This is a genomic window from Amycolatopsis sp. cmx-11-51, assembly GCF_047608665.1.
GTDB lineage: Bacteria > Actinomycetota > Actinomycetes > Mycobacteriales > Pseudonocardiaceae > Amycolatopsis.
This window is the reverse complement of the sequence record NZ_JADNQO010000016.1, coordinates 88766-107669: the sequence shown is the minus strand read 5'-3', so window position 1 is coordinate 107669 and position 18904 is coordinate 88766. Positions and strand designations below refer to the sequence as shown.

Sequence of the window (18904 nt, the reverse complement as noted above, 5' to 3'; positions counted from 1 at the left end):
CCAGCACCCGTACAGGTTCTCTTCGCTCGAGCATTGCCAAAACAGACATCAAGGTCGCGTCAATAATCATGTACGCGTCTGTACATCACCGGTTACCGGCTGGTAGGTTCCGGACATCCAAAACGTGATCCACTTCATGATTCAAAGAGGAGTCATGATCAGAAAGCCCGCTCGTCTGCTGGCCCTCGTGCTCGCGCTCATCTTGACTTTCGCCGCCGCGCCCGCCGCCACAGCCGCCCCCAGGACAGATCCCTTCTACAGCTATGACGGCAGCGAACCGCTGTCGTCATACAGCCCCGGAACCGTACTGAAAACCCGGACGCTGAATTACCACGTCATCGGTATTTCCACGCCGCTCAAGGTGACCCAGCTGCTCTACCGGACCACCGACGCGCTCGGAAAGCCGTCCGCCAACGTCACCTCCGTGGTACGCAGCCTCACCGGTGACAGCACCAAAGCCGTTTCGTACCAGTCGTTCTACGATTCGCTCAACCCCGAGCACGGCCCGTCACGGGCGATCGCCGGTGACGTCTCGCTCGGTGGCCTGATCGCGAACGCGGAGTCTCTCCTCATCGCTCCTTCCCTGTTGCAGGGCTACAACGTCGTCATCCCCGACACCGAAGGCCAGGACGCGAACTTCGCGGCGGGGCCGGAATACGGGACGAACACGCTGGACTCGATCCGCGCCGCGACACGGGCACCGGAGACGGGAATGAACGACAAGACCCGGTTCGGGCTCCTCGGCTATTCGGGTGGTGCCATCGCGACCGGCTGGGCCGCCGCGCTCGCGCCCGATTACGCGCCCGACGTCAACAAGAACCTCGTCGGATTCACCGAAGGCGGCGTGCTCGTCAAGCCGTCGCACAATCTCAAATACGTCAACGGAAGCCTCGCGTGGTCGGGGGTCATCCCGATGGCTCTCATCGGCGTCACCCGGTCCTTCGACATCGATCTCACGCCGTACGCGAATTCCTACGGCCGCCAGGTGCTCAAGGATATGGAAAAGGCGTCCATCGTCGACGCGCTCGGCCGTTATCCCGGGCTGACGTGGGAAAAGTTAGTCAAGCCCGAATACATCAACCCGAACACGGTGCTCCCGTACATCGAGGCCGTGAACAAGGTCAATCTCGGTTCGGCGCCGACGCCCACCATCCCCGGTTTCATCGCGCAAGGGAACAACGGCGTCGTGGAAGGCACTTTCGGCAACCCGCCGGGTATCGGCACCGGTGACGGCGTGATGGTCGCGGGTGACGTGCGCTCCCTGGCACGGCAGTACTGCGACACCGGCAACAAGTCGATCAGGTACGACCAGTACAACACGCTGAGCCACGTCGGGGCGGCCGTCGCCTGGGCGCCGCAGGCCATCCTCTGGCTCAACGACCGGTTCGCGGGCAAGTCCGCGCCGTCCACCTGCGGGAAGATCGCACCCGGCAACTCACTGGCGCCGGAGGTGCCGGTCGGCTGACCGCGCTCGCCCACTGACTGTGCCCGGCCGTGCCCCACGGTCGGGCACAGTTGTGAGTGCGGCTGGCGTGACTCGCCCCCACCCCGAGTGTCGCGAAAGCCACTTTCGCGACGTCTGATGTCCTGAAAGTGGCTTTCGCGACACGGCCACCGGGGTAGGCGCGACGAGACCCACTGCGGTGAGTACCACTCACGAGACCATTGGTCTGCACCACCTGAAGCGGTACCGTGCCGCACGTGACCGAGCAAGCCCGCGCCACCCGCAAACTGCCGAAGGGGCCGCACAACCTCAGCCGTGACGAGGTCGCAGGCACCCAGCGCGCGAGGCTGATCGAGGCTGTCCTGGAGAACACCGGCGAACGCGGTTACGTCGCCACCACCATCGGCCACATCACCGCCACCGCGGGCGTTTCGCGCACGTCGTTCTACGAGCAGTTCGCCGACAAGCAGGACGCGTTCCTCGCCGCTTATCGCGAGATCACCACCGAGTTCATCGAGCAGGGTGTCGCGGCGGGCGCCGAAGCCGCGACTCCGCTGGACGCCGTGGCCGCCTGCTGCGATTTCCTCGTCGACTACGTGCATCGCCGCCCGACGGCCGTCCGCGCCGTCTTGCTGGAGATCTACGCGCTCGGCGACGCGGGCCTCGAAGCGCGGGAGAGAACCTTGCGCGCGGGGGAGACCGTCTTCGACCGGACGGCGAAATGGATGCGTGCCACCGATCCCGCGCTGCCGTCACCGCCGCCGTTCACCGCGCGGACGGTCGTCGCCGCCACGATCGAACTGATCACGCAAGCCATTTGGAACGGCACCGAGGACGCGTACGGTCAAGCACGCGAAGCCGTCCGCTACACCTGGCTGCTCGGCTTGTTCGGGCACCGGAGCGTCGACGCCTGATCACCGGCGGGCGAACCGCCGCCGTTCGAAGTCGACGATCAGCTTCGGGTAGAGGCGCGGGAGCAGCCGGACGAGCTTGTCTACCAGTTTCGCGTCGTTTCCGACGAGCACACGCGGCTTCCCGGCTTCGACCCCGTCGACGATGATGCGGGCGGCCTGGTCAGCGGGCATCTTCAGCAGCTTTTCGTTGTACAGCCGGACACGTTCCACCTGCTCGGCGGTCGGCTCGATTCCGCGGGCCTGGGCTTCCTTCAACGCCGACGAGGCGATGCCGGTCTTGACCCCGCCGGGGTGGACGACCGTCACCCGCACCGGATGCCCGCCCGCGATCATCTCGGTGCGCAGTGCCTCGGTGAACCCGCGGACGCCGAACTTGCTGGCGCAGTAGGCGCTGAGCGTCGGTTGGGCCATGAAGCCGTTGAGGCTGGAGATGTTGACGACCTGGCCCTCACCGGAGTCGATCAAATGCGGCAGGAAGGCCTTGGTGCCGTTGATGACGCCGAAGAGGTTGACCGCGAGCGTCCGGTCGTAGAGCTCCCACTCGGCGTCGAGGACGGTCTGCCCGCCACCGGCGACCCCGGCGTTGTTGTAGATCTGGTGCACCACACCGAACCGCCCGGCGACCGTGGCCGCGTACTCCTGGACGGCCACGCGGTCGCTCACGTCCAGCGCGGCGCCCCGCACCTCCTTGCCGAGGGCCTTGACCTCGGCGACGGTCTCGGCAAGACCGGTTTCGTCCACATCGGACACTGCGAGACGTGCTCCGCGCCTGCCCAGTTCGAGGGCCAGCTGACGGCCGATGCCGGAACCGGCGCCGGTGACGACGGCGACCTTGCCGCGAACGCTGCTCATCGCTGCTCTCCCGTGGGGTCCAGCGCCAGTCCGGCGGTGAGTTCGACGAGCCGGTCGACGAGGTCCGGCGCGATGTGGTGGCCCATACCGGGGATTTCGACGTAGCGGGCGCCGTTCACGGCTTTCGCGGTGGCCCGTCCGCCGGTGTGGTGGACCATGCGGTCGGTGTCGCCGTGGACCACGATCGTCGGGCACGTGACACGGCCGAGTTCGGCGGTGCGATCGCCGCTGGCCTGGATCGCGCCGATCTGGCGGGCGATGCCGCTGCGTGCCCGCCTCCCGCCCGCCCGTTCCCACAGTCCGGTCGCCCAGGCCGTTTCGACGTCTTTGTCCAGCGGGAAGGTGGCCGAGCCGAGGTGGCCCATCATCGCCAGATGCCCGGTCACGGACTCTTCGACCGTCTGGGCGGGCCGCCTCGCCATACGCAGCAACGTCGACCGCGCCGGCCGCCCGACCCGGCGGTGGCCGGTGGTGGAGAAGATCGACGTCAGCGACAGGACGCGGCCGGGGTTGCGGGCGGCGACGGTCTGGGCGATCATGCCGCCCATCGACATGCCGACCAGATGCGCTCCCCCGACGCCGAGGTGGTCCAGCAGGCCGACGGTGTCCGCCGCCATGTCCCCCAGGTCGTAAGCATCCGGCAGGGGCCGTGCCAGCAGTTGCCGGAGTTTGCCGGGATTCGGCGCCTTGATGCGGTCGGAGCAGCCCGCGTCCCGGTTGTCGAACCGGATGACGCGGAAACCACGGCGGGTGAACCCGTCGATCATTTCCCGCGGCCACGACGTGAGGTCGAGGCCCAGCCCGGCGATCAGCATCACGGGCGTGCCGTCGGCGGGTCCGTCCTCGCGGTAGCAGAGCCGCGGGCCGCCGGGAAGGTCGGCGAAGTGGTCGGTCACGAGCTCACCGGTTCCCGGACCTCGGCGCGGGAGAAGTGCAGTTCGGGGTCGGTGATGTCGTCCGCGCGCAGCAACTTGATGTCGGAGTGGTAGCTCATCGAGGTCAGCCACGGCATGCGGTCGCCTTGGCGCGGCAGCTGGTCGAGAGCACGCTGGACATACCCGGCGGCGAAGTCCAGGAAAGGTCTCGTCGGCATGTCCGGATCGGCGAGGACGGGACGGCAGACGTCGTAGCCCTGGGCGTCCATATGGGCGAGCAGGCGGCAGAAGTGCTCGCACAGCAGGCCGATCTTGAGCGTCCACGACGAGTTCGTATAGCCGATCGCGAAAGCCGCGTTCGGCACGTCCGAAAGCATCATTCCCTTGTACGCGACGGTTTCCGGCATGACGACCGGCTTGCCGTCGACGCTGAAGGTCGCCCCGCCGAACACCTGGAGGTTCAGGCCGGTGGCGGTGACGATGATATCCGCCTCCAGCTCACGGCCCGATTCGAGCAGGACACCCTTCTCGGTGAAGGTCGAGATCTTGTCGGTGACGACATCGGCCTTGCCCCTGCGGATGGCGGCGAACAAGTCGCCTCCCGGAACCGCGCACAGCCGCTGGTCCCACGGGTCGTACGGCGGGTTGAAGTGCTCGTCGACCGGATAGCCCTTGGGAAGCTGCTTCTTGTTGACATAGCGGATGAGCGAACGGGCGGTCTTGGGGAACTTCTGGCAGAACTGCCAGACCGCGAGTCCCTTGCGGATGTTCTTGCGGCGCGTGAGCGAGTAGGCCCGCTCGTCGCCGAGGAGCTTGCGCAGGCCGTTGGCGATCTTGTCCTCGCGCGGCACCGGCATCACGTAGGTCGGGGTGCGCTGCAGCATCGTCACGTGCGCCGCGGTCCCCGCCATCGCCGGGATCAGGGTGACCGCCGTGGCGCCGCTGCCGATCACGACGACCCGCTTGCCCGCGTAGTCGAGGCCTTCCGGCCAGTGCTGCGGATGCACGATCGTGCCGGTGAAGCGGTCACGGCCCGCGAAGTCCGGGGTGAAGCCCTCGTCGTAGCGGTAGTAGCCGCCGGCGTTGAACACCCAGCCCGCGCTCAGCTGGGTGCGCTCACCGGTGTCGGTCCGCTCGATCTCGAGCAGCCAGCGCCCCTCGTCGCTCGACCAGGCCGCCGAGAGCAGCTTGTGGTGGTAGCGGATGCTGGGTTCGAGGCCGTTCTCGGTGACCGTTTCGCGCAGATACGACAGGATGCGGGGCGCGTCGGCGATGGACTGCTTGTCCCGCCACGGCTTGAACTCGTACCCGAAGGTGTGGAGGTCGGAGTCCGAGCGGATGCCGGGATAGCGGAACAGGTCCCAGGTGCCGCCGGACGCGCCGCGGGCCTCCAGGATGGCGAACTTCTTGCCGGGGAGCCCGGTCGTCAGGTAGCGCGCGGCCCCGATCCCGGAAATTCCGGCACCGATGATGACCACGTCGAGGTGCTCGACGGGTGTGCTCGTCGTCATGCGGTACTCCAGCCTCGTCTCGGATACCCCACGATGCGGGTCCACCGAGGGATTGCGCTAGCACTATCTGCACCATCATCATGGGCCCATGGTGCAAAGTGCCGCAACGCCGTGGCCGACCCTGTCGCCGGAGGCGCGCGCTCTCTTCCGGCGCGGCGCGGAGATCGTCCTGCATCCGCGCGCCGAGTGGATCGAAGAACTGCACGAGGCCTCGCTCGGCGGGGGCAGCATGCGCGCCGTCGCCGAGGACCCCGTGCTCACCGAGGGGACCAAACGCGCGAATCTGGCGAATCTGCTGCACTGGGCGGCCGCCAACGTGCAACATCCCGGCAAGCGGGTCTTGGCCAACCTCAGCCAGGAAGTGCTGGACGGCGCGCGCGACATGGTGCGCCGGGGCTTCGATTCCGGCGGCCTCGACGCCTACCGGCGGGCGCAGGGCGTGGCCTGGCGCCGGTGGATCGAGATCTGTTTCGATCTCACCGCCGATCCCGTCCTGCTCCGCGAACTGCTGGACGTCTCGTCGCTGTCCATCACCACGTTCATCGAGGACACCGTGGCGGCGGTGTCCGAGCGGATGGCCGCCGAACGCACCGAGCTGACCCGTGGCGCCCACGCCGAACGCCGCGCCGCGGTCACGCTGCTGCTCGAAGGTGCGCCCATCAGCCGCTCGCGGGCCGAAGCCCAGCTTGGCTACCCGCTCGCCGGTCCGCATACGGCAGCGATCGTGTGGAGCGGGTCGGCCACGCCGTCGTCCCAGCAGCTCGAAAGCGCCGCGGAAACGCTCATGCGGGCGAGTGGCGCCTCACACCGGCTGACCGTCGTCGCCAGCGCAGCCGCCCTGTGGGTCTGGCTGCCCGGCCGGACCCCGCCGCGGGCCGACCGGCTCGCCGAAGACCTCGCGCCACATCCCGACGTCCGGGTGGCGCTGGGGCGACCCGGCAGTGGCATCGACGGCTTCCGCCGCAGCCATCTGGACGCCGCCGCCACCCAGCGGATGCTCGCCCGGCTCACCTCACCGCAGCAGATCGCGCGGTACCAGGACATCCAGCTGCTCGCACTGCTCACCGTCGACCCGGCGCAAGCCGACGAATTCGTCGCCGACACCCTCGGTGAACTGCGGCACGCGGACGCCGAGACCCGGGAGACCGTCCGGGCTTACGTGCGCGAACTGGGCAACACCACGCGCACCGCGGAACGGCTCTACACCCACCGGAACACCGTCGTCCGGCGGCTGGCGCGCGCCGACGAACTGCTCCCCCGGCCGTTGGCGGAGAACGCGGTGAACGTGGCCGTCGCGCTGGAGACGCTGCGGTGGCTGGGAAATGGCGCGTGACGCACCGTGTCAGAACTGCTCGTTGGAGGACGAGGAGAGCCGGAAGCCGTGCCCGTACGGGAGGGCCGGGCCTTGTCGCCAGCCGCCGGCATAGACGTCACCAGGTCGACCTTCGAGGCGGCCATCCGCGCCCACGGCGGTGCCCCAGCCAGGCAGGTCGGCGGATCACCGTGGCCCACCAGATGATCGGTGATCCAGCCGACCGCGTCGGTGATCCAGCCCAGCGCGAACGGCGACAGGCTGGCCCGTTCCGCCGTCACCGGCTTCCCCGGATCACCGACTTCGACCGGATATCAACCTGTTTCGGCGTCGTGGTGCAGCACGACGGGTAGCGCGCCCGGTGGACCACCGGCGGGGACGCCAGAACGAAGCCCGGCCGCTCGGGCGGCGGGACAGCGGTGGACACCACCGACAACATCGCCGGGTGATTCACCGCTCCCTCCGGGACGCTGACCTCGAGATGTCGCGCGGTGTCCACGGTCGCCCCGTTCGTCGGCGAGACCGGTTTCCGCCGGTCGCCGCGAAGACCAGCGCCACCACTGCCACCGCGAAACGCTTCACCGGCACCTAATCTCCTTCGCCGTAGGAGTCGCGATCACCAGGGAATGCGTTACGGCGCCGGAACTTCCGATCGGTCACTCGACGTCCTCCGGACCGGCCAGCGGAAGGTCCAGGTTCCGGAGCATGGCGTGTTGCTCGGCCGTCGGCTCACCTTCGATCGCGATGGTGAACGGGGGTGTTTCCTTGCGGTAGTGGAGAAAATTGCCCCACGCGATGCCGAGATTGGCCAGCCCGGTCAGCGAGCCGATGGACATGCGGATGACCTCGAAGGCCCCTATATGATCCGAATCCACCGACCCCGCCGAGCTGATCGTCGCGGAGCGGAGCACGTCGGCGTCCTCACGAAGCCAGTCGTAGAACTCTTTCAGCCCTTGTTCGTCGCCGGCGGCGTTGATCGTCAGCTCCACGGGACCTCCACTCGAAAGTGACTTCCGTAGACATCGCGGCCTGGGCTCAGGGCGTAACAAGAATCCCGCCCCGAGACCTGACCGGTGGTTCCCGTTGACCGGCCGGTGATGAAACCCGGACCACGAAAGACATCCCGAGTGCGGAAAATGCTGTTCTCGCTGAGCCATCTCGTCCTTTCCCTGAGCCTGACAGCGATTCCCGTACCGGCGGCGAAACCGGTGGCAGGCGACTCGATCTGACTCGACCGGTCATGGGACGGCGACATGACTTGGGAAGGCCTGCTGGGCAAGGCGAGCATTCCCGGCACCTGGACCGATCCCGGCAAGCACCGGCGCGGCTTGATCCGCGCGTGCGGAGACGCCGCCTGGGTCACTTGTACGGAATGGATTCACCCGAAGGTCTGCGACGGCACGAATTAGGCGGACGGCGACTGGCCGACGCGGCGGTGACCGGCCCGGTCCTGACCAGAAGTGGTGCACTCACCGAATCCCGCGATACCGGCAGAACTCCAGTGACGACAACCAAAAGCAGTTCAAGGGCATCTTCATGCGCTTCCTCGCCGAGCTGGCGAGTACGACGAATTCGGCCGTGTACCAGGACTTCGCGCGGCGGCAGGCCGACTCGCTCTGGGTGTCCGATCGCGACCCGCTGAACCGGATCGGACGGCGCTGGGCGGGCGGGACGCCGAACCAGGCCGACTGGCGGACGCGGGCTCGGAGCGCTTACCGCGGCTTCGTGAGTGCTCGCGGGGTCACCCGTGCGGCCTTCAGGACAGCTCGGGCAGCGGTTGGCTACGAGTGACGATTCAGCTGGCCGGGGCAGCCCAGAGCCGGACGGCGTATGTCCCCAGCGGCACCGCCGGGCCGATGTCCCCAATGCGGCATCGGGGACACTGAGCGTCTCCAATGCGGCATTGGGGACAGTGGTTATGCGGGTCGGTGGGTCGTGAGTGGCGATTCGGGTCAGGGTGGAGTGGTCTTCGCCTGCCTACCGGCACAGCCCGCACCGGTCACGGCCTCTAGATTGGGGACATGGTTTCCACCGCTGAGAAGGCCACCAGGCTGCAGGAACTGCACGCCGACCCCGAGTTGCTGCTCGTCGTCAACGTCTGGGACGCGATCACCGCGAAGGTCGTCGCCGAGACCGCCGGTACACAGGCGCTCGCCACCCCGAGTCACGGTATCGCCGCCTCCCGCGGCTATCCCGACGGCGAGAAGATCCCCCGCGACCTGATGGTCGCCGAGGTCGCCCTCATCGTCCGGACGGCTGGCGACCTGCCGGTCACCGCTGACCTGGAGGCGGGCTACGGCGACCCGGGTGGCACGGTCGCCCGCGCGATCGAGGCCGGCGCGGTCGGCTGCAACCTCGAAGACCAGATGAAGCCGCTGGACGAGTCGGTGAAGGCCGTCGAGGCCGCCGTCGCCGCCGCTCAGTCCGCGGGTGTCGACTTCGTGGTCAACGCCCGCACGGACGCCTTCCTCAAGGGGGGCGACCCCGAGGAGGCGCTGACCGAGGCGATCGCCCGGGGCCGCGCGTACCTGGACGCGGGCGCGTCGAACTTCTTCGTGCCCGGCAAGCTCGACGAAACCCAGGTCGGCAGGCTGGTCGAGGCGCTGGGTGAGCGCAAGGTCAACCTGATCGGCATCCCCGGTTCGATCCCGCTGGCCACCGCGCGGGACCTCGGCGTCTCCCGCGTGTCCTACGGGCCGTGGAGCCAGAACGTCGCCCTCACCGCGCTGGCCAAGCTCGCCGAGGACGTCTACGCGGGCGGCGGCCTGCCCGCCGACACCCGCAAGCTGAACTGACCTCAGCGCTGCCCGGAATGGGGTAGCTCGACGGCGCACCGTCGTCGAACGCATGGGCCTGGAACGGCCGGCGCCGCGCAGGTCGACGGTCTGCCCGCCGGGCCGTGGTTCCGGCGCGCGGTCGACACGCCTACCGCGCGGGGCCTCCGTACAGCGCGTCGATCTCGGTGGCGTAGGTCTCCGCGATCGAGGCACGCTTGAGTTTCATGGTCGGCGTCAGCTCGGCGCCGCCCGGTTCCCAGTGGACCGGCAGCACGGTGAAGTCCTTGACCTGTTCGACGCGGGACAGTCTGATGTTGGCCCGTTCGACCACGGCGGCGACCTCCTGGCGGATGACCGCGTTCCCGGCAAGGGAGGCGGGATCGGCCGGGAGCCCGTGACGCTCGGCGAAGGCCGCCGCCGCGTCCGGATCGAGGGTGATCAGCGCGACCACGCAGGGCCGACGGTCGCCGATCACGACGGCCGAACCGATCAGCGCACCCGCCGACTTGAGCGTGTTCTCGATGGCGGACGGCGACATGTTCTTGCCTGCCGCGTTGATGATCAGTTCCTTCTTGCGATCCACAATGGACACGTAACCGTCCGGGTCGATGGTGGCGACGTCGCCGGTGTGCAGCCAGCCGTCGCCGTCGATCGCCTCGGCCGTCCGTTCGGGGTCGTTCCGGTAGCCACGCATCACGGCGGGGCCGCGCATCAGCAACTCGCCGTCGTCGGCGAGCCGTAGTTCGACGCCGTACTGGGCCTTGCCGACCGTGCCCGGCCGGATCGCGTGCCGCGGGTTGATCGTGCCGTGGACCGAGGTCTCCGACATCGCCCAGCCCTCGCAGATCGGCAGGCCGACGGCCATCAGGAAGTCCAGTGTGTCCACCGCGATCGGGGCGGCGCCGCTGATCGGGAGCACGCAGGCGTCCAGCCCCATCCTGGCGAGCACCCGGTCGAGGACGAGCCGCCGGGCCAGCCGGTGCCGCAGCCGCGACCAGCGGGAAGGGCGTTCACAGTGCACCGTGGACAGTCCGATGCCGAGCGCCCATCCGGCGATCGACCGCCGGACCCCGGTTTGCGCCGCGAGCGCCTGTTCGACCCCTGCCTTGATCTTGTACCAGAGCATGGGCACGCCGAGGAACACCGTCGGCCGGACGGCGGGCAGGGTGGCCACCACGGCCTTGGGATCCGCCACGCAGGTGACCGTCGCCCCGGAGGCGATCGGGAAGTAGTGCGCGAAGTACCGGTTGGCGAGATGCGCGTCCGGCAGGAACGAGAGCACGCGTCCGTTGTCGACCGCGCCGGCGATATCCGGCGACTCCAGCGCCGCACCCATGCTGTAGGCGAGGTTGCGATGCGTGAGTTCGACGCCCTTCGGCGGTCCCGTGGTGCCGGAGGTGTAGATCAGTGTCAGGACGTCGTCAGGGCCGACGGCGCGCCACGTGGCGTCGAAATCGAATTCCGGCGGTTCGGTGTTTTCCAGTTCCGCGAGGGAAATCACGCCCTCGGGGGCGCCGTCCACACAGACGACGCGGTCCACTTTCCGCACCCGCGGGAGAAACCGCTCCTCGCAGACCACGATCCGGTTGCCGGCGTTCGCGAACAGGTACTCGATCTGCTCGGCGGAACTGGTGTTGTAGATCGAGAACGGGATGGCGCCAAGGTGGAACGCCGCGACGTCGACCAGGTGGAACTCTGGCCGGTTGGTCAGCATGAGCGCCACGGTGTCCCCGCGCCGGACGCCGAGCGCGTGCAGCCCCGCCGCCAGCCGCCGCACTCGTTCGCCGAACTGCCGCCAGGTGAGCGACACCGCGTCGTCCGGCGTCCGCAGCGCGACCACGTCGCCGAACTCCGCGATCGTGCGCTGGAAAACGTGGCACAGGCTGGGGATCTCCCGCAGTTCGGCCGCGCCGACGCTCATCCGTCCTCCCAAGATTAATACAAACGTATCAATTAAGAGTGAGACGTTAGTATCGGTTCGACCGAAGGGGAAGTCAATGACCGGTAGTCGCGGCAAACAGCAGGCGCGGAGCCGAGAGCGCCGCGAACTGCTGCTCCGGGCCGCGATGTGGCTGATCTGCGACGGCGGCGTCAAGGCGGTGACCCACCGCGCGGTCTCCGCCAGCGCCGGGCTGCCGCAGGCCGCGGCGGGGTACTACTTCGCGACCAGCGAGGAACTCATCGCGGAGGCCCTGCGGTTCCACATCCACGAGCGGATCGAGGTCGTGCGCGAGTTGCTCGCCGACATCGTGCGCGACGCGGAATCCGTGCTGGAGGTCGGCGAACGGCTCACCCAGGCCCTGGTGGCGGGCAAGTTCGGCGTGACCGTCGCCCAGTACGAGCTGTACATGGAAGCCGCCAGGAACCCGGCCATGCGCGACGTGGTCGACGAGGCGATGGGCACCTTCGAAGCGTCCGCCGCTCCCCTGCTCACCTCCCTCGGCATCGCCGATTCCCGGCGCGCGGCCAAGGCCTTCATGGCCCTGCTGGACGGCCTGGCGCTGCACCGGCTGGCCAACCCGCAGCCGACCGAAGAAGACGCCGAGCTCACGAAGCGCGCACTGCAAGGGCTCTTCCTCGCCTTCGCCATGGACGCCGACGACCTGCGACGGCGGACCAGCGTCCCGCTCGTCGATTGACACGTTCCCGCCGTCTGATCATACTCCCGTCTCAAGCTGATTGATACATATGTACTAGTTCGGTGGATGTGGAGGCTCATGACCGGGCGTATCCGCGGCGTCGTCGCCGCGACGATCGTGATGGCGGCGGCCTTCACCGCACCGAGCGCCCCGGCCGCGGCCGCGTCGGCCTGCGGACCGTGGCAGGTGCGCACCGTCGCGACCGGACTCGGTCTCCCGCTGGAGAACCTCGCCTTCGACGGGCGAGGCGGCCTGCTGGTCTCCAAAACCCTGTTCGCGGACAACGGGTCCATCGAGCGCGTGACCCCGGACGGCGCGGTGGACACCCTGCTGCCGGTATCCGGCCCCGGCGCGCTTTCGGTGCGCGGCAATGAGTTGTACGTCAACACCGGGCACGAGACGCTCGACGGCGTCCTCGGCCTGAAGACCGGCACCATCGACATCTACGACTTCGACACCGGGCAACGGCGGACGTGGGCCACCGGTCTCACGATGCCCGACGGCGGCACGGTGCTGCCCAACGGCGACGCGGTGATCAGCACCCTGATCGGGCCGAAGCGTGGACTCTGGCTGGTACGCGAGGAGAATCCGTCGGCCCCGGAACGGTACGGGCCCGACCTGCTCGGCCCCAACGGCATGGTCGTCGGCAACGACGGCCGCACCCTGTACGTGGCGAACACCGGCGGCCCGGACTTCCAGATCGCCGCGATCAACCTCGCGAACCCCTCCGCGCCCGCGAAGAAGATCCGGCTTCAGGCACCGTGGCCACTGAACATCATCGACGACCTGACCATCGGCCCCGACGGGCGGCTCTACACGGCGGGCGAACACGGCATCGTGTACCGCGTCGACCCGGACTCCGGCGCGACCTGCGCGATCGCGACGGGCGTCCACCTTGGCTCGTCCGTGCGGTTCGGCGCCGGACCGGGCTGGGACCCGGAAAGCCTGTACAGCACCGGATTCGACGGTGCGGTGCGACGGCTCGTCCCCCCTGGCCGAGGCGAGTGACGGATTACCCGCTGCGCCGCCCCGCTGCCTCGCGGTCATTGTCCCCCATGTCGCATTGGGGACATCAGATACCGGCGGAGCCGTTCACGTCGCTGCAGGGGAAGTCGTCTGGGTGCTGATCGGGCTGCCGCTGGTGGTGGCGCTGCGCAAACGGTTTCCCCTGACGGCGGTCAGTACACCTACACGGAAGCGCCTGCCGGGGAATGGGTACAGGACTGGCCGGGCCCCCGATCGCCGTGCGCGAGGTGTTGCTGCGCCGGACCCCGTTGCGGCCCGGTGGCTGGGTCACGTTCCTGACCGTATGCGTCTGCCTGGCGATCGCCGCCTGTGTCGAGTTCGTGGAATGGTTCAGCGCGCTGGCCGCCGGGTCGGCGCGGACGATTTCCTCGCCACGCAAGGAGATGTCTGGGACACGCAGTGGGACATGGTCCTCTGCCTCTGCGGTGCGGTCCTTTCCCTGCTCGTCTGGCGCCGGGTTCACGATCGGCACCTCACCGCGGGTTAGAGTGGCCCGCGTGACTGGGGGAACCGTATGACGCCGCGGGTCGGCGAGGACTTCGGCGGATTCCGGATCGACGGGATCATCGGCCGCGGCGGTATGGGCGTGGTCTATCGCGCGTGGCAGCACCGCATGCGACGGCCGGTGGCGTTGAAGGTCCTGCCGCCCCATTACGCCGAAGACCCGGTTTACCGCGAGCGCTTCGGCCGCGAGGCGGCGGCGCTGGCCCGGCTCGATTCGCCGCATGTCGTCGCGATCCACGACCACGGTGAGGTGGACGGCTGCCTGTACCTGGCGATGCAGCTGGTCGACGGGCCCGACCTGGCCAAGGTGCTCGAAGCCGGGCCGATGAGCCCGGACCGGGCTTTGTCGGTGGTGGATCAGGTGGTCTCCGCGCTCGGCGACGCGCACGCCATCGGCGTCGTGCACCGTGACGTCAAATCCGGCAACGTCCTGCTGCGGCCCCGTGCCGAGCACCACGACGAGGACTTCGCCTACCTGTGCGACTTCGGCATCGCGCGTTCCGCCGAGATCGACCAAGGCGCGGAGACCAGCGGGGTGATCGGCACCGTCGGCTACATGGCTCCCGAACGTCTTCGCGGCGAACCCGCCACCGCCGCTTCGGACGTCTACGCGGTGGGTTGTCTGCTGTGGGTGACCCTGACCGGTGAGCTGCCCTATCGCGGCAGCCAGCCCGAGGTGATCGTCGCGCACGACCGGGCACCGATCCCGCAGCTCACGGTCGACGATCCGCGTACCGCGACGGTCAACGGCCTGCTGAAATCGTTGCTGGCCAAGGATCCTCGTGACCGTCCGACGGTGCGCGAAGTACGCGACCGCATCCGGGCCATCCGCGCCGACGCGCCACTCGCCGCGGTCGCCGTCGAGCCGCCTCGCCGCCGCCGGACCGGTTTGGTGGCGGGCCTCGTGGCCGGAGCCGCGCTGATCGTCGCGATCGTCCTGGCGGCGGTCTTCCTGACGTCGACGGGACCGCCCGCCGCCGACCGCGTCGGCCGCAGCACGCCCACCGGGCTCACCTGCGCGCCGGTGACGGCGGCTGGCGAGGGCGTCCGCGCGCAGGTCGTCTGCCAGACCGGCGGCGAGACCGGCGAGCTCCGGATCTCCGCGCTCGACGACGCCGACGCGGCCACCGCCTACCTGCGCACCGGCGCGGGAACGGATCCGGCCGGGCTCACCGCGGGCAAATGCCCCGGCGACCTGCCTGCCAAGCAGTCCTGGTCACGCGACGGGCACCAGGGCACGCTCGTGTGCACGGTGCTCGGCACGACCACCCGGTACGCCTGGACCGACGACGAACACGCGACCGTCTCGGTGCTCGACGGCAAGGTCGGCACGCCCTACCCCGCCGATCTCCGCGCCGTCGAGGACTTCTTCGCGGCACTCCGCTTGCCTCATTAACCGCGAGGGCTGATTCACCGCGAGCCACGCTGCCAGCGCTCCAGCAGCGCCTCCGGAGCAGAACCAGGTGCGCCGAAGTAGTAGCCGTAGACCAGCTTCGCGTCGTCGTCGAAATAGAGGGTGGGGCTGCGGTCGTCCGCCGTGACGAACCGGATGAACTGGCCGACGACCGGACCGCCGTGACGGTTCCAGGTGCTCACCTCGACGGTGCCGGGCACCACACCGCCGTTGGAGGAATTCTCCGTGCGCAGCTTGATCAGGGCCTCGTGGTCGGACGCGGTGCTGAACACCAGCATCGCGCCGTCGGCCAGCGGGCATTTGACCGTCTCGGCCGTGCCGGTGGTGGCGGGCACCGCCCTGCAGTCCGCCGACCGCTCGTTGAGAACGTGCGCCTGCGCGAGTTCCCAGAGTGTGCCGGAGGAGAACGCGGCCCCCGGCACCTCCGGACGTTTCAACACCCCGAACTTCCGCGCGTCGTAGAACTCGGCCAAGGCCGGGAGCCCGGTCTTGGCCGCGGTCAGTGTCGCGCTGACCGCGCGGGGGCTGTCGACGTCCCAGTAGATCGACGATTCGCCGGAGGCCAGTTCCCGCATCGCGAACGCCGCGCCCGGGCCGGCGCTGTTCGCCGAACGCACCGCACCGGCGGTGTCGGCGAGTTTCCGCGACTCGGTGAGCCTGCCCGGCACGTCGTAGGTGACCAGCGTGAGCGCGTACAGCCCGGCATCGCAGCCGACTCGTTCCGTCTCGCCGGGTTTCGCGGCCTGCTGCGCGCACCGGACCGCGCCGTCGAGCAGACGGGCGCCGAGTGCGCGGTAACGGCCGGCGACCTGGTCGAGCGCGTACCGGTCCGGCGGCGGTGCCGCGGGTTCTTCCTTGCCCTGGACGAAGATCACCGCTCCGGTCGCGATCGCGGCCACCAGCAGGACGGCGGCGCCGAAGAACCACCACTTCTTGCGTCCGCGAGAAGGAAGCTGCCGTGTCGAGCGGTTCTGAGGGCCGCCCCAGGTGAGCCGGTTCTCCGCGAGTGTCGGGTTCAGCGGCGGCCCGGTCGGGTCGGGATCGTGCGGCAACGACGCTTCCAGCGTTCCCGGACCTCGCAGTGAGACCACGAGCGCGTCGATTTCCGCCGGGCTGAAGGCGTTTCCGGACTGTTCCAGCGCGGACCGGAGCGCCACGGGATCGGTGAGCGCGTGCCGCCCGAAGCGGCGCGCGACTTCGGCGAGGCGGGGGTCGTGGTCGTCCATCACGCGTCCGGATCCGCCCAGAACTTGCGGAGCACCTGCTGATCGTCGGTGCCCGCCTGCATGTAGACGGCGACCCCGGTGGAGTCTTCGTCGAAATAGAGCCGGGCGTAGCCGTTTTCCGGCTCCAGGAACCGGATCCGGGTGCCGTGCCCTTCGCGCGGGGTGCCGACCGGGATACCCGCGCGGATTCCCGGCTGTCCCGGCACGTACTCCCAGCGCAGCGTCCGGATCGAGCCGGGCCGCGCGCCGTCGTTGTCGGTCTGCAGCACCTTGCGCAGCGAGGTGAGCTGCTTGGGGAAGAACAGCACGCGGAAGCTGGCGATGATGCCGGAACCCAGGTCGCAGTTGACGGTTTCCCGGACACTCACGATGGATTCGGCCCGCTTGCAACGGACGTCGGGACGATCGAGGTACGGCTTCGCCGCAGCGAGCAACTCCGGATCCTCGAAGGCCGCGGCCGCTTCCTCGGGAACTGGTGACGGAGAGGGTTCCGACTGGGGCGCCGACCCCAGCGGCCCCGACGAAGGCACGGACGAAGACGGCGGCGCGACCGGCGGCTTGTCGGCGGCGCTCGGCTCGTCGCCACCGCTGAGCGCGAGCGTCACGCCCGCCGCGACGAGGGCGACCACCATGACGACGACACCGGCGATCACGGCGATCCGCTTGCCGCGCTTCGGCTTTTCCCCGGCCAGGACGGTGGTCAACGCGGTGGTCGGCTCGTCGGCGCCGGTGTCCCTTGGAAGATAGCCGAGGGCCGCGCCGAGTTGTCCGCAAGCCCATTCCGCCCCGGGGGCCGCGCCGCAAGCCGCTGTCGCGACCCGGAGCGCTTCGGCCGGGCCACCTCCGGATTCGAGTACCGCGCGCATCCGCTCGGCCGCGCCCGCGCCCGCCGCCGCGGCGAGCGCGCTGATCTCGGCGTCCGGTGGCGGGTCGGGAAGACTGCGCAGCGCGCCGGTGAGCACGATCGAGTCGGACAGCGCGTCGCGCCCGTGCCGGTCCACCACGTTCTCGAGTGCGGTCAATGTGGTCATGGCGGTCAGTTAAACCCATCTCGCTTCAAGATCGCTTTAGGCCGTGTCTTTCGAAGCGCGCTTTCGGCTGACCCCTCATCCAGCCGTCTCAACGGCCCGCCTCCGCAAACCGAGACCTCCGGCCGGAAAAACGCACGCGCGTGCCCTCGCCCAACCTGCCAACCCCAGTTTGCGAAACACGGCCCAGGCCGTGTGATGATCGTGCCCGTGACAGTGGAGGTGCGGTTGCTGGGAACGGTGGAGCTGGCCGTCGACGGCGTGCCCGCCACCCCTGGCGGGCTGCGGCCCCGCGCGGTGCTCGCCGTGCTGGCCGCCTCCGGTGGAGCGCCGGTCAGCGCGGCCAAACTGGCGGAGGCGATCTACTCCGACACCGGTAAGCCCGCGTCTCGCTCCACCGTACAGGTCCACGTGCACAATCTGCGGCAAACCCTTGGTACGCACGGAGAATCCCTGCGGCACGGACCAGCGGGCTATCAGCTTCTCGGCGTCCGCGCCGACCTGCGCGAGGCGGAAGACCGGATCGGCCGGGCGAGGGCCGCCGAACGGGCCCGTGACACCGGGGGCGCCGCGGCCGGCTACCGGCAGGCGCTCGAACTGTGGCGGGGCCCGTTCTGCGCCGACTTGCCCGACCACACCGCTCTCGACCCCGCGCGCACTCTCTACGCGGAAATGCGCTGGGAGGCACTGGAGGCGCGGATCGCCGCGGACCTGCGCGCGGGGGACGTGCCCGGACTGGTGCGGGAACTCGAGGAACTGGTCGCGGATCATCCGCTGCGGGAACGGTTCTGGGGTCAGCTGATGGTCGCGCTCTACCAGGACGGACGCCAAGCCGAGGCGCTGGACCGCTTCCGGCAGGCGCGGCGGGTGCTGGCCGAGGAAGCGGGCGTCGATCCGGGTCCGGCGTTGCGGGAACTGGAACGCGCTGTCCTCGCCCACGCCGGAACGGCGACACTGCTGCGAGTCGCCGCGCCCGGTGCCGCCGGATCCGGGCAACCGGCGCTGACCTGGGTCGACGGCGCCGGCCGGGCCCGCCTGCGTGAACTGCCCACGCTGGGGCGCCTGGTCATCGGCCGCGACGCGAGTGCCGACGTGGCACTGCGCCACGACGGCGCCGTGTCCCGCGAGCACGCCGGAATCACCATCGAGGCGGGCGATCCCGTTCTGACGGATCTCGGTTCCCGCAACGGAACTTTCCACAACGGCGAGCGGATCACCGGGCCGGTCCCGCTCGCCACCGGTGACCTGGTCCGCTGCGGCGACACGGTACTGGCGGTGACGAACGGCGGCGCGCCGGTCAGCGCGGTGGACGGGACCACCCGCTCGTAACTCCGGTGGTCCGCCCGGCAGGGCTGAAGGGGACTTTTCCCGCATGCCATGCG

Annotated in this window: 19 protein-coding genes; 11 read left to right on the top strand and 8 right to left on the bottom strand. The window is 69.3% G+C overall.

The window, feature by feature from the left end; genetic code table 11:
- Nucleotides 1–154 precede the first annotated feature (154 nt).
- A complete protein-coding gene (locus tag ACM6LU_RS33685) occupies nt 155–1465 on the top strand; it encodes a lipase family protein (protein ID WP_414941871.1) in 1311 nt (436 codons plus the stop codon).
- 236 nt (nt 1466–1701) lie between these two features.
- Entirely contained in the window at nt 1702–2358 is a 657-nt protein-coding gene (locus tag ACM6LU_RS33680; protein WP_414941870.1) for a TetR/AcrR family transcriptional regulator, read from the top strand.
- On the opposite strand, the gene ACM6LU_RS33675 is transcribed toward ACM6LU_RS33680, so the two are convergent.
- The 3 genes from ACM6LU_RS33675 to ACM6LU_RS33665 are packed head-to-tail and all read right to left on the bottom strand — an operon-like array spanning nt 2359 to nt 5596.
- A complete protein-coding gene (locus ACM6LU_RS33675; protein WP_414941869.1) occupies nt 2359–3210 on the bottom strand; it encodes an SDR family NAD(P)-dependent oxidoreductase in 852 nt (283 codons plus the stop codon).
- Nucleotides 3207–4106 carry an alpha/beta fold hydrolase gene (locus ACM6LU_RS33670; RefSeq protein WP_414941868.1) on the bottom strand — a complete coding sequence of 300 codons (900 nt, stop codon included), beginning with the start codon at nt 4104–4106 and terminating at the stop codon, nt 3207–3209. Before ACM6LU_RS33670 ends, ACM6LU_RS33675 begins: the two co-directional genes overlap by 4 nt.
- Complete coding sequence (locus tag ACM6LU_RS33665; RefSeq protein WP_414941867.1) at nt 4103–5596, bottom strand: flavin-containing monooxygenase; 1494 nt, start codon at nt 5594–5596, stop codon at nt 4103–4105. Before ACM6LU_RS33665 ends, ACM6LU_RS33670 begins: the two co-directional genes overlap by 4 nt.
- Nucleotides 5597–5684: 88 nt before the next feature.
- Between ACM6LU_RS33665 and ACM6LU_RS33660 the strand changes: the two genes are divergently transcribed.
- The gene (locus ACM6LU_RS33660) at nt 5685–6929 is read left to right on the top strand and encodes a PucR family transcriptional regulator (protein ID WP_414941866.1); all 1245 of its coding nucleotides are present in this window, start codon (nt 5685–5687) and stop codon (nt 6927–6929) included.
- Nucleotides 6930–7185: 256 nt separating this feature from the next.
- On the opposite strand, the gene ACM6LU_RS33655 is transcribed toward ACM6LU_RS33660, so the two are convergent.
- Nucleotides 7186–7407 (bottom strand): hypothetical protein, encoded by a 222-nt coding sequence (locus tag ACM6LU_RS33655; protein ID WP_414941864.1) that lies wholly within the window; start codon nt 7405–7407, stop codon nt 7186–7188.
- A gap of 157 nt (nt 7408–7564) precedes the next feature.
- Entirely contained in the window at nt 7565–7897 is a 333-nt protein-coding gene (locus ACM6LU_RS33650; protein WP_414941863.1) for an effector-associated constant component EACC1, read from the bottom strand.
- Between the two features lie 264 nt (nt 7898–8161).
- Between ACM6LU_RS33650 and ACM6LU_RS33645 the strand changes: the two genes are divergently transcribed.
- The 3 genes from ACM6LU_RS33645 (at nt 8162) to ACM6LU_RS33635 (ending at nt 9703) form a co-directional block, all read left to right on the top strand.
- Complete coding sequence (locus ACM6LU_RS33645; RefSeq protein WP_414941862.1) at nt 8162–8317, top strand: hypothetical protein; 156 nt, start codon at nt 8162–8164, stop codon at nt 8315–8317.
- A 127-nt stretch (nt 8318–8444) separates the two neighbouring features.
- Nucleotides 8445–8699 (top strand): hypothetical protein, encoded by a 255-nt coding sequence (locus ACM6LU_RS33640; protein ID WP_414941861.1) that lies wholly within the window; start codon nt 8445–8447, stop codon nt 8697–8699.
- 230 nt (nt 8700–8929) lie between these two features.
- Nucleotides 8930–9703, top strand: a complete 774-nt coding sequence (locus ACM6LU_RS33635; RefSeq protein ID WP_414941860.1) for an isocitrate lyase/PEP mutase family protein — start codon at nt 8930–8932, stop codon at nt 9701–9703.
- A gap of 130 nt (nt 9704–9833) precedes the next feature.
- Here ACM6LU_RS33635 and ACM6LU_RS33630 read toward each other — a convergent pair whose 3' ends face one another.
- Nucleotides 9834–11606, bottom strand: coding sequence for an AMP-dependent synthetase/ligase (locus ACM6LU_RS33630; protein WP_414941859.1), 1773 nt, complete (start codon nt 11604–11606; stop codon nt 9834–9836).
- A 76-nt stretch (nt 11607–11682) separates the two neighbouring features.
- Here ACM6LU_RS33630 and ACM6LU_RS33625 point away from each other — a divergent pair, with 76 nt between their 5' ends.
- From ACM6LU_RS33625 to ACM6LU_RS33610, 4 genes are all read left to right on the top strand, one after another.
- Nucleotides 11683–12324: a TetR/AcrR family transcriptional regulator gene (locus tag ACM6LU_RS33625; protein ID WP_414941858.1), complete on the top strand. Its 642-nt coding sequence runs from the start codon at nt 11683–11685 to the stop codon at nt 12322–12324.
- Between the two features lie 78 nt (nt 12325–12402).
- Nucleotides 12403–13332, top strand: coding sequence for an SMP-30/gluconolactonase/LRE family protein (locus ACM6LU_RS33620; protein WP_414941857.1), 930 nt, complete (start codon nt 12403–12405; stop codon nt 13330–13332).
- A 203-nt stretch (nt 13333–13535) separates the two neighbouring features.
- Nucleotides 13536–13868 (top strand): DUF2238 domain-containing protein, encoded by a 333-nt coding sequence (locus tag ACM6LU_RS33615; protein ID WP_414941856.1) that lies wholly within the window; start codon nt 13536–13538, stop codon nt 13866–13868.
- Nucleotides 13865–15250, top strand: coding sequence for a serine/threonine-protein kinase (locus tag ACM6LU_RS33610; protein ID WP_414941855.1), 1386 nt, complete (start codon nt 13865–13867; stop codon nt 15248–15250). The genes ACM6LU_RS33615 and ACM6LU_RS33610 overlap by 4 nt, the downstream gene beginning before the upstream one ends.
- Before the next feature lie 14 nt (nt 15251–15264).
- Here ACM6LU_RS33610 and ACM6LU_RS33605 read toward each other — a convergent pair whose 3' ends face one another.
- Entirely contained in the window at nt 15265–16494 is a 1230-nt protein-coding gene (locus tag ACM6LU_RS33605) for a hypothetical protein (protein ID WP_414941854.1), read from the bottom strand.
- On the bottom strand, nt 16494–17525 hold the full coding sequence (locus tag ACM6LU_RS33600; protein ID WP_414941853.1) for a hypothetical protein: 1032 nt from the start codon (nt 17523–17525) through the stop codon (nt 16494–16496). Before ACM6LU_RS33600 ends, ACM6LU_RS33605 begins: the two co-directional genes overlap by 1 nt.
- Nucleotides 17526–17732: 207 nt before the next feature.
- On the opposite strand from ACM6LU_RS33600, the gene ACM6LU_RS33595 reads away from it, so the two are divergent.
- Complete coding sequence (locus ACM6LU_RS33595; protein WP_414941852.1) at nt 17733–18851, top strand: BTAD domain-containing putative transcriptional regulator; 1119 nt, start codon at nt 17733–17735, stop codon at nt 18849–18851.
- Nucleotides 18852–18904 lie beyond the last annotated feature (53 nt).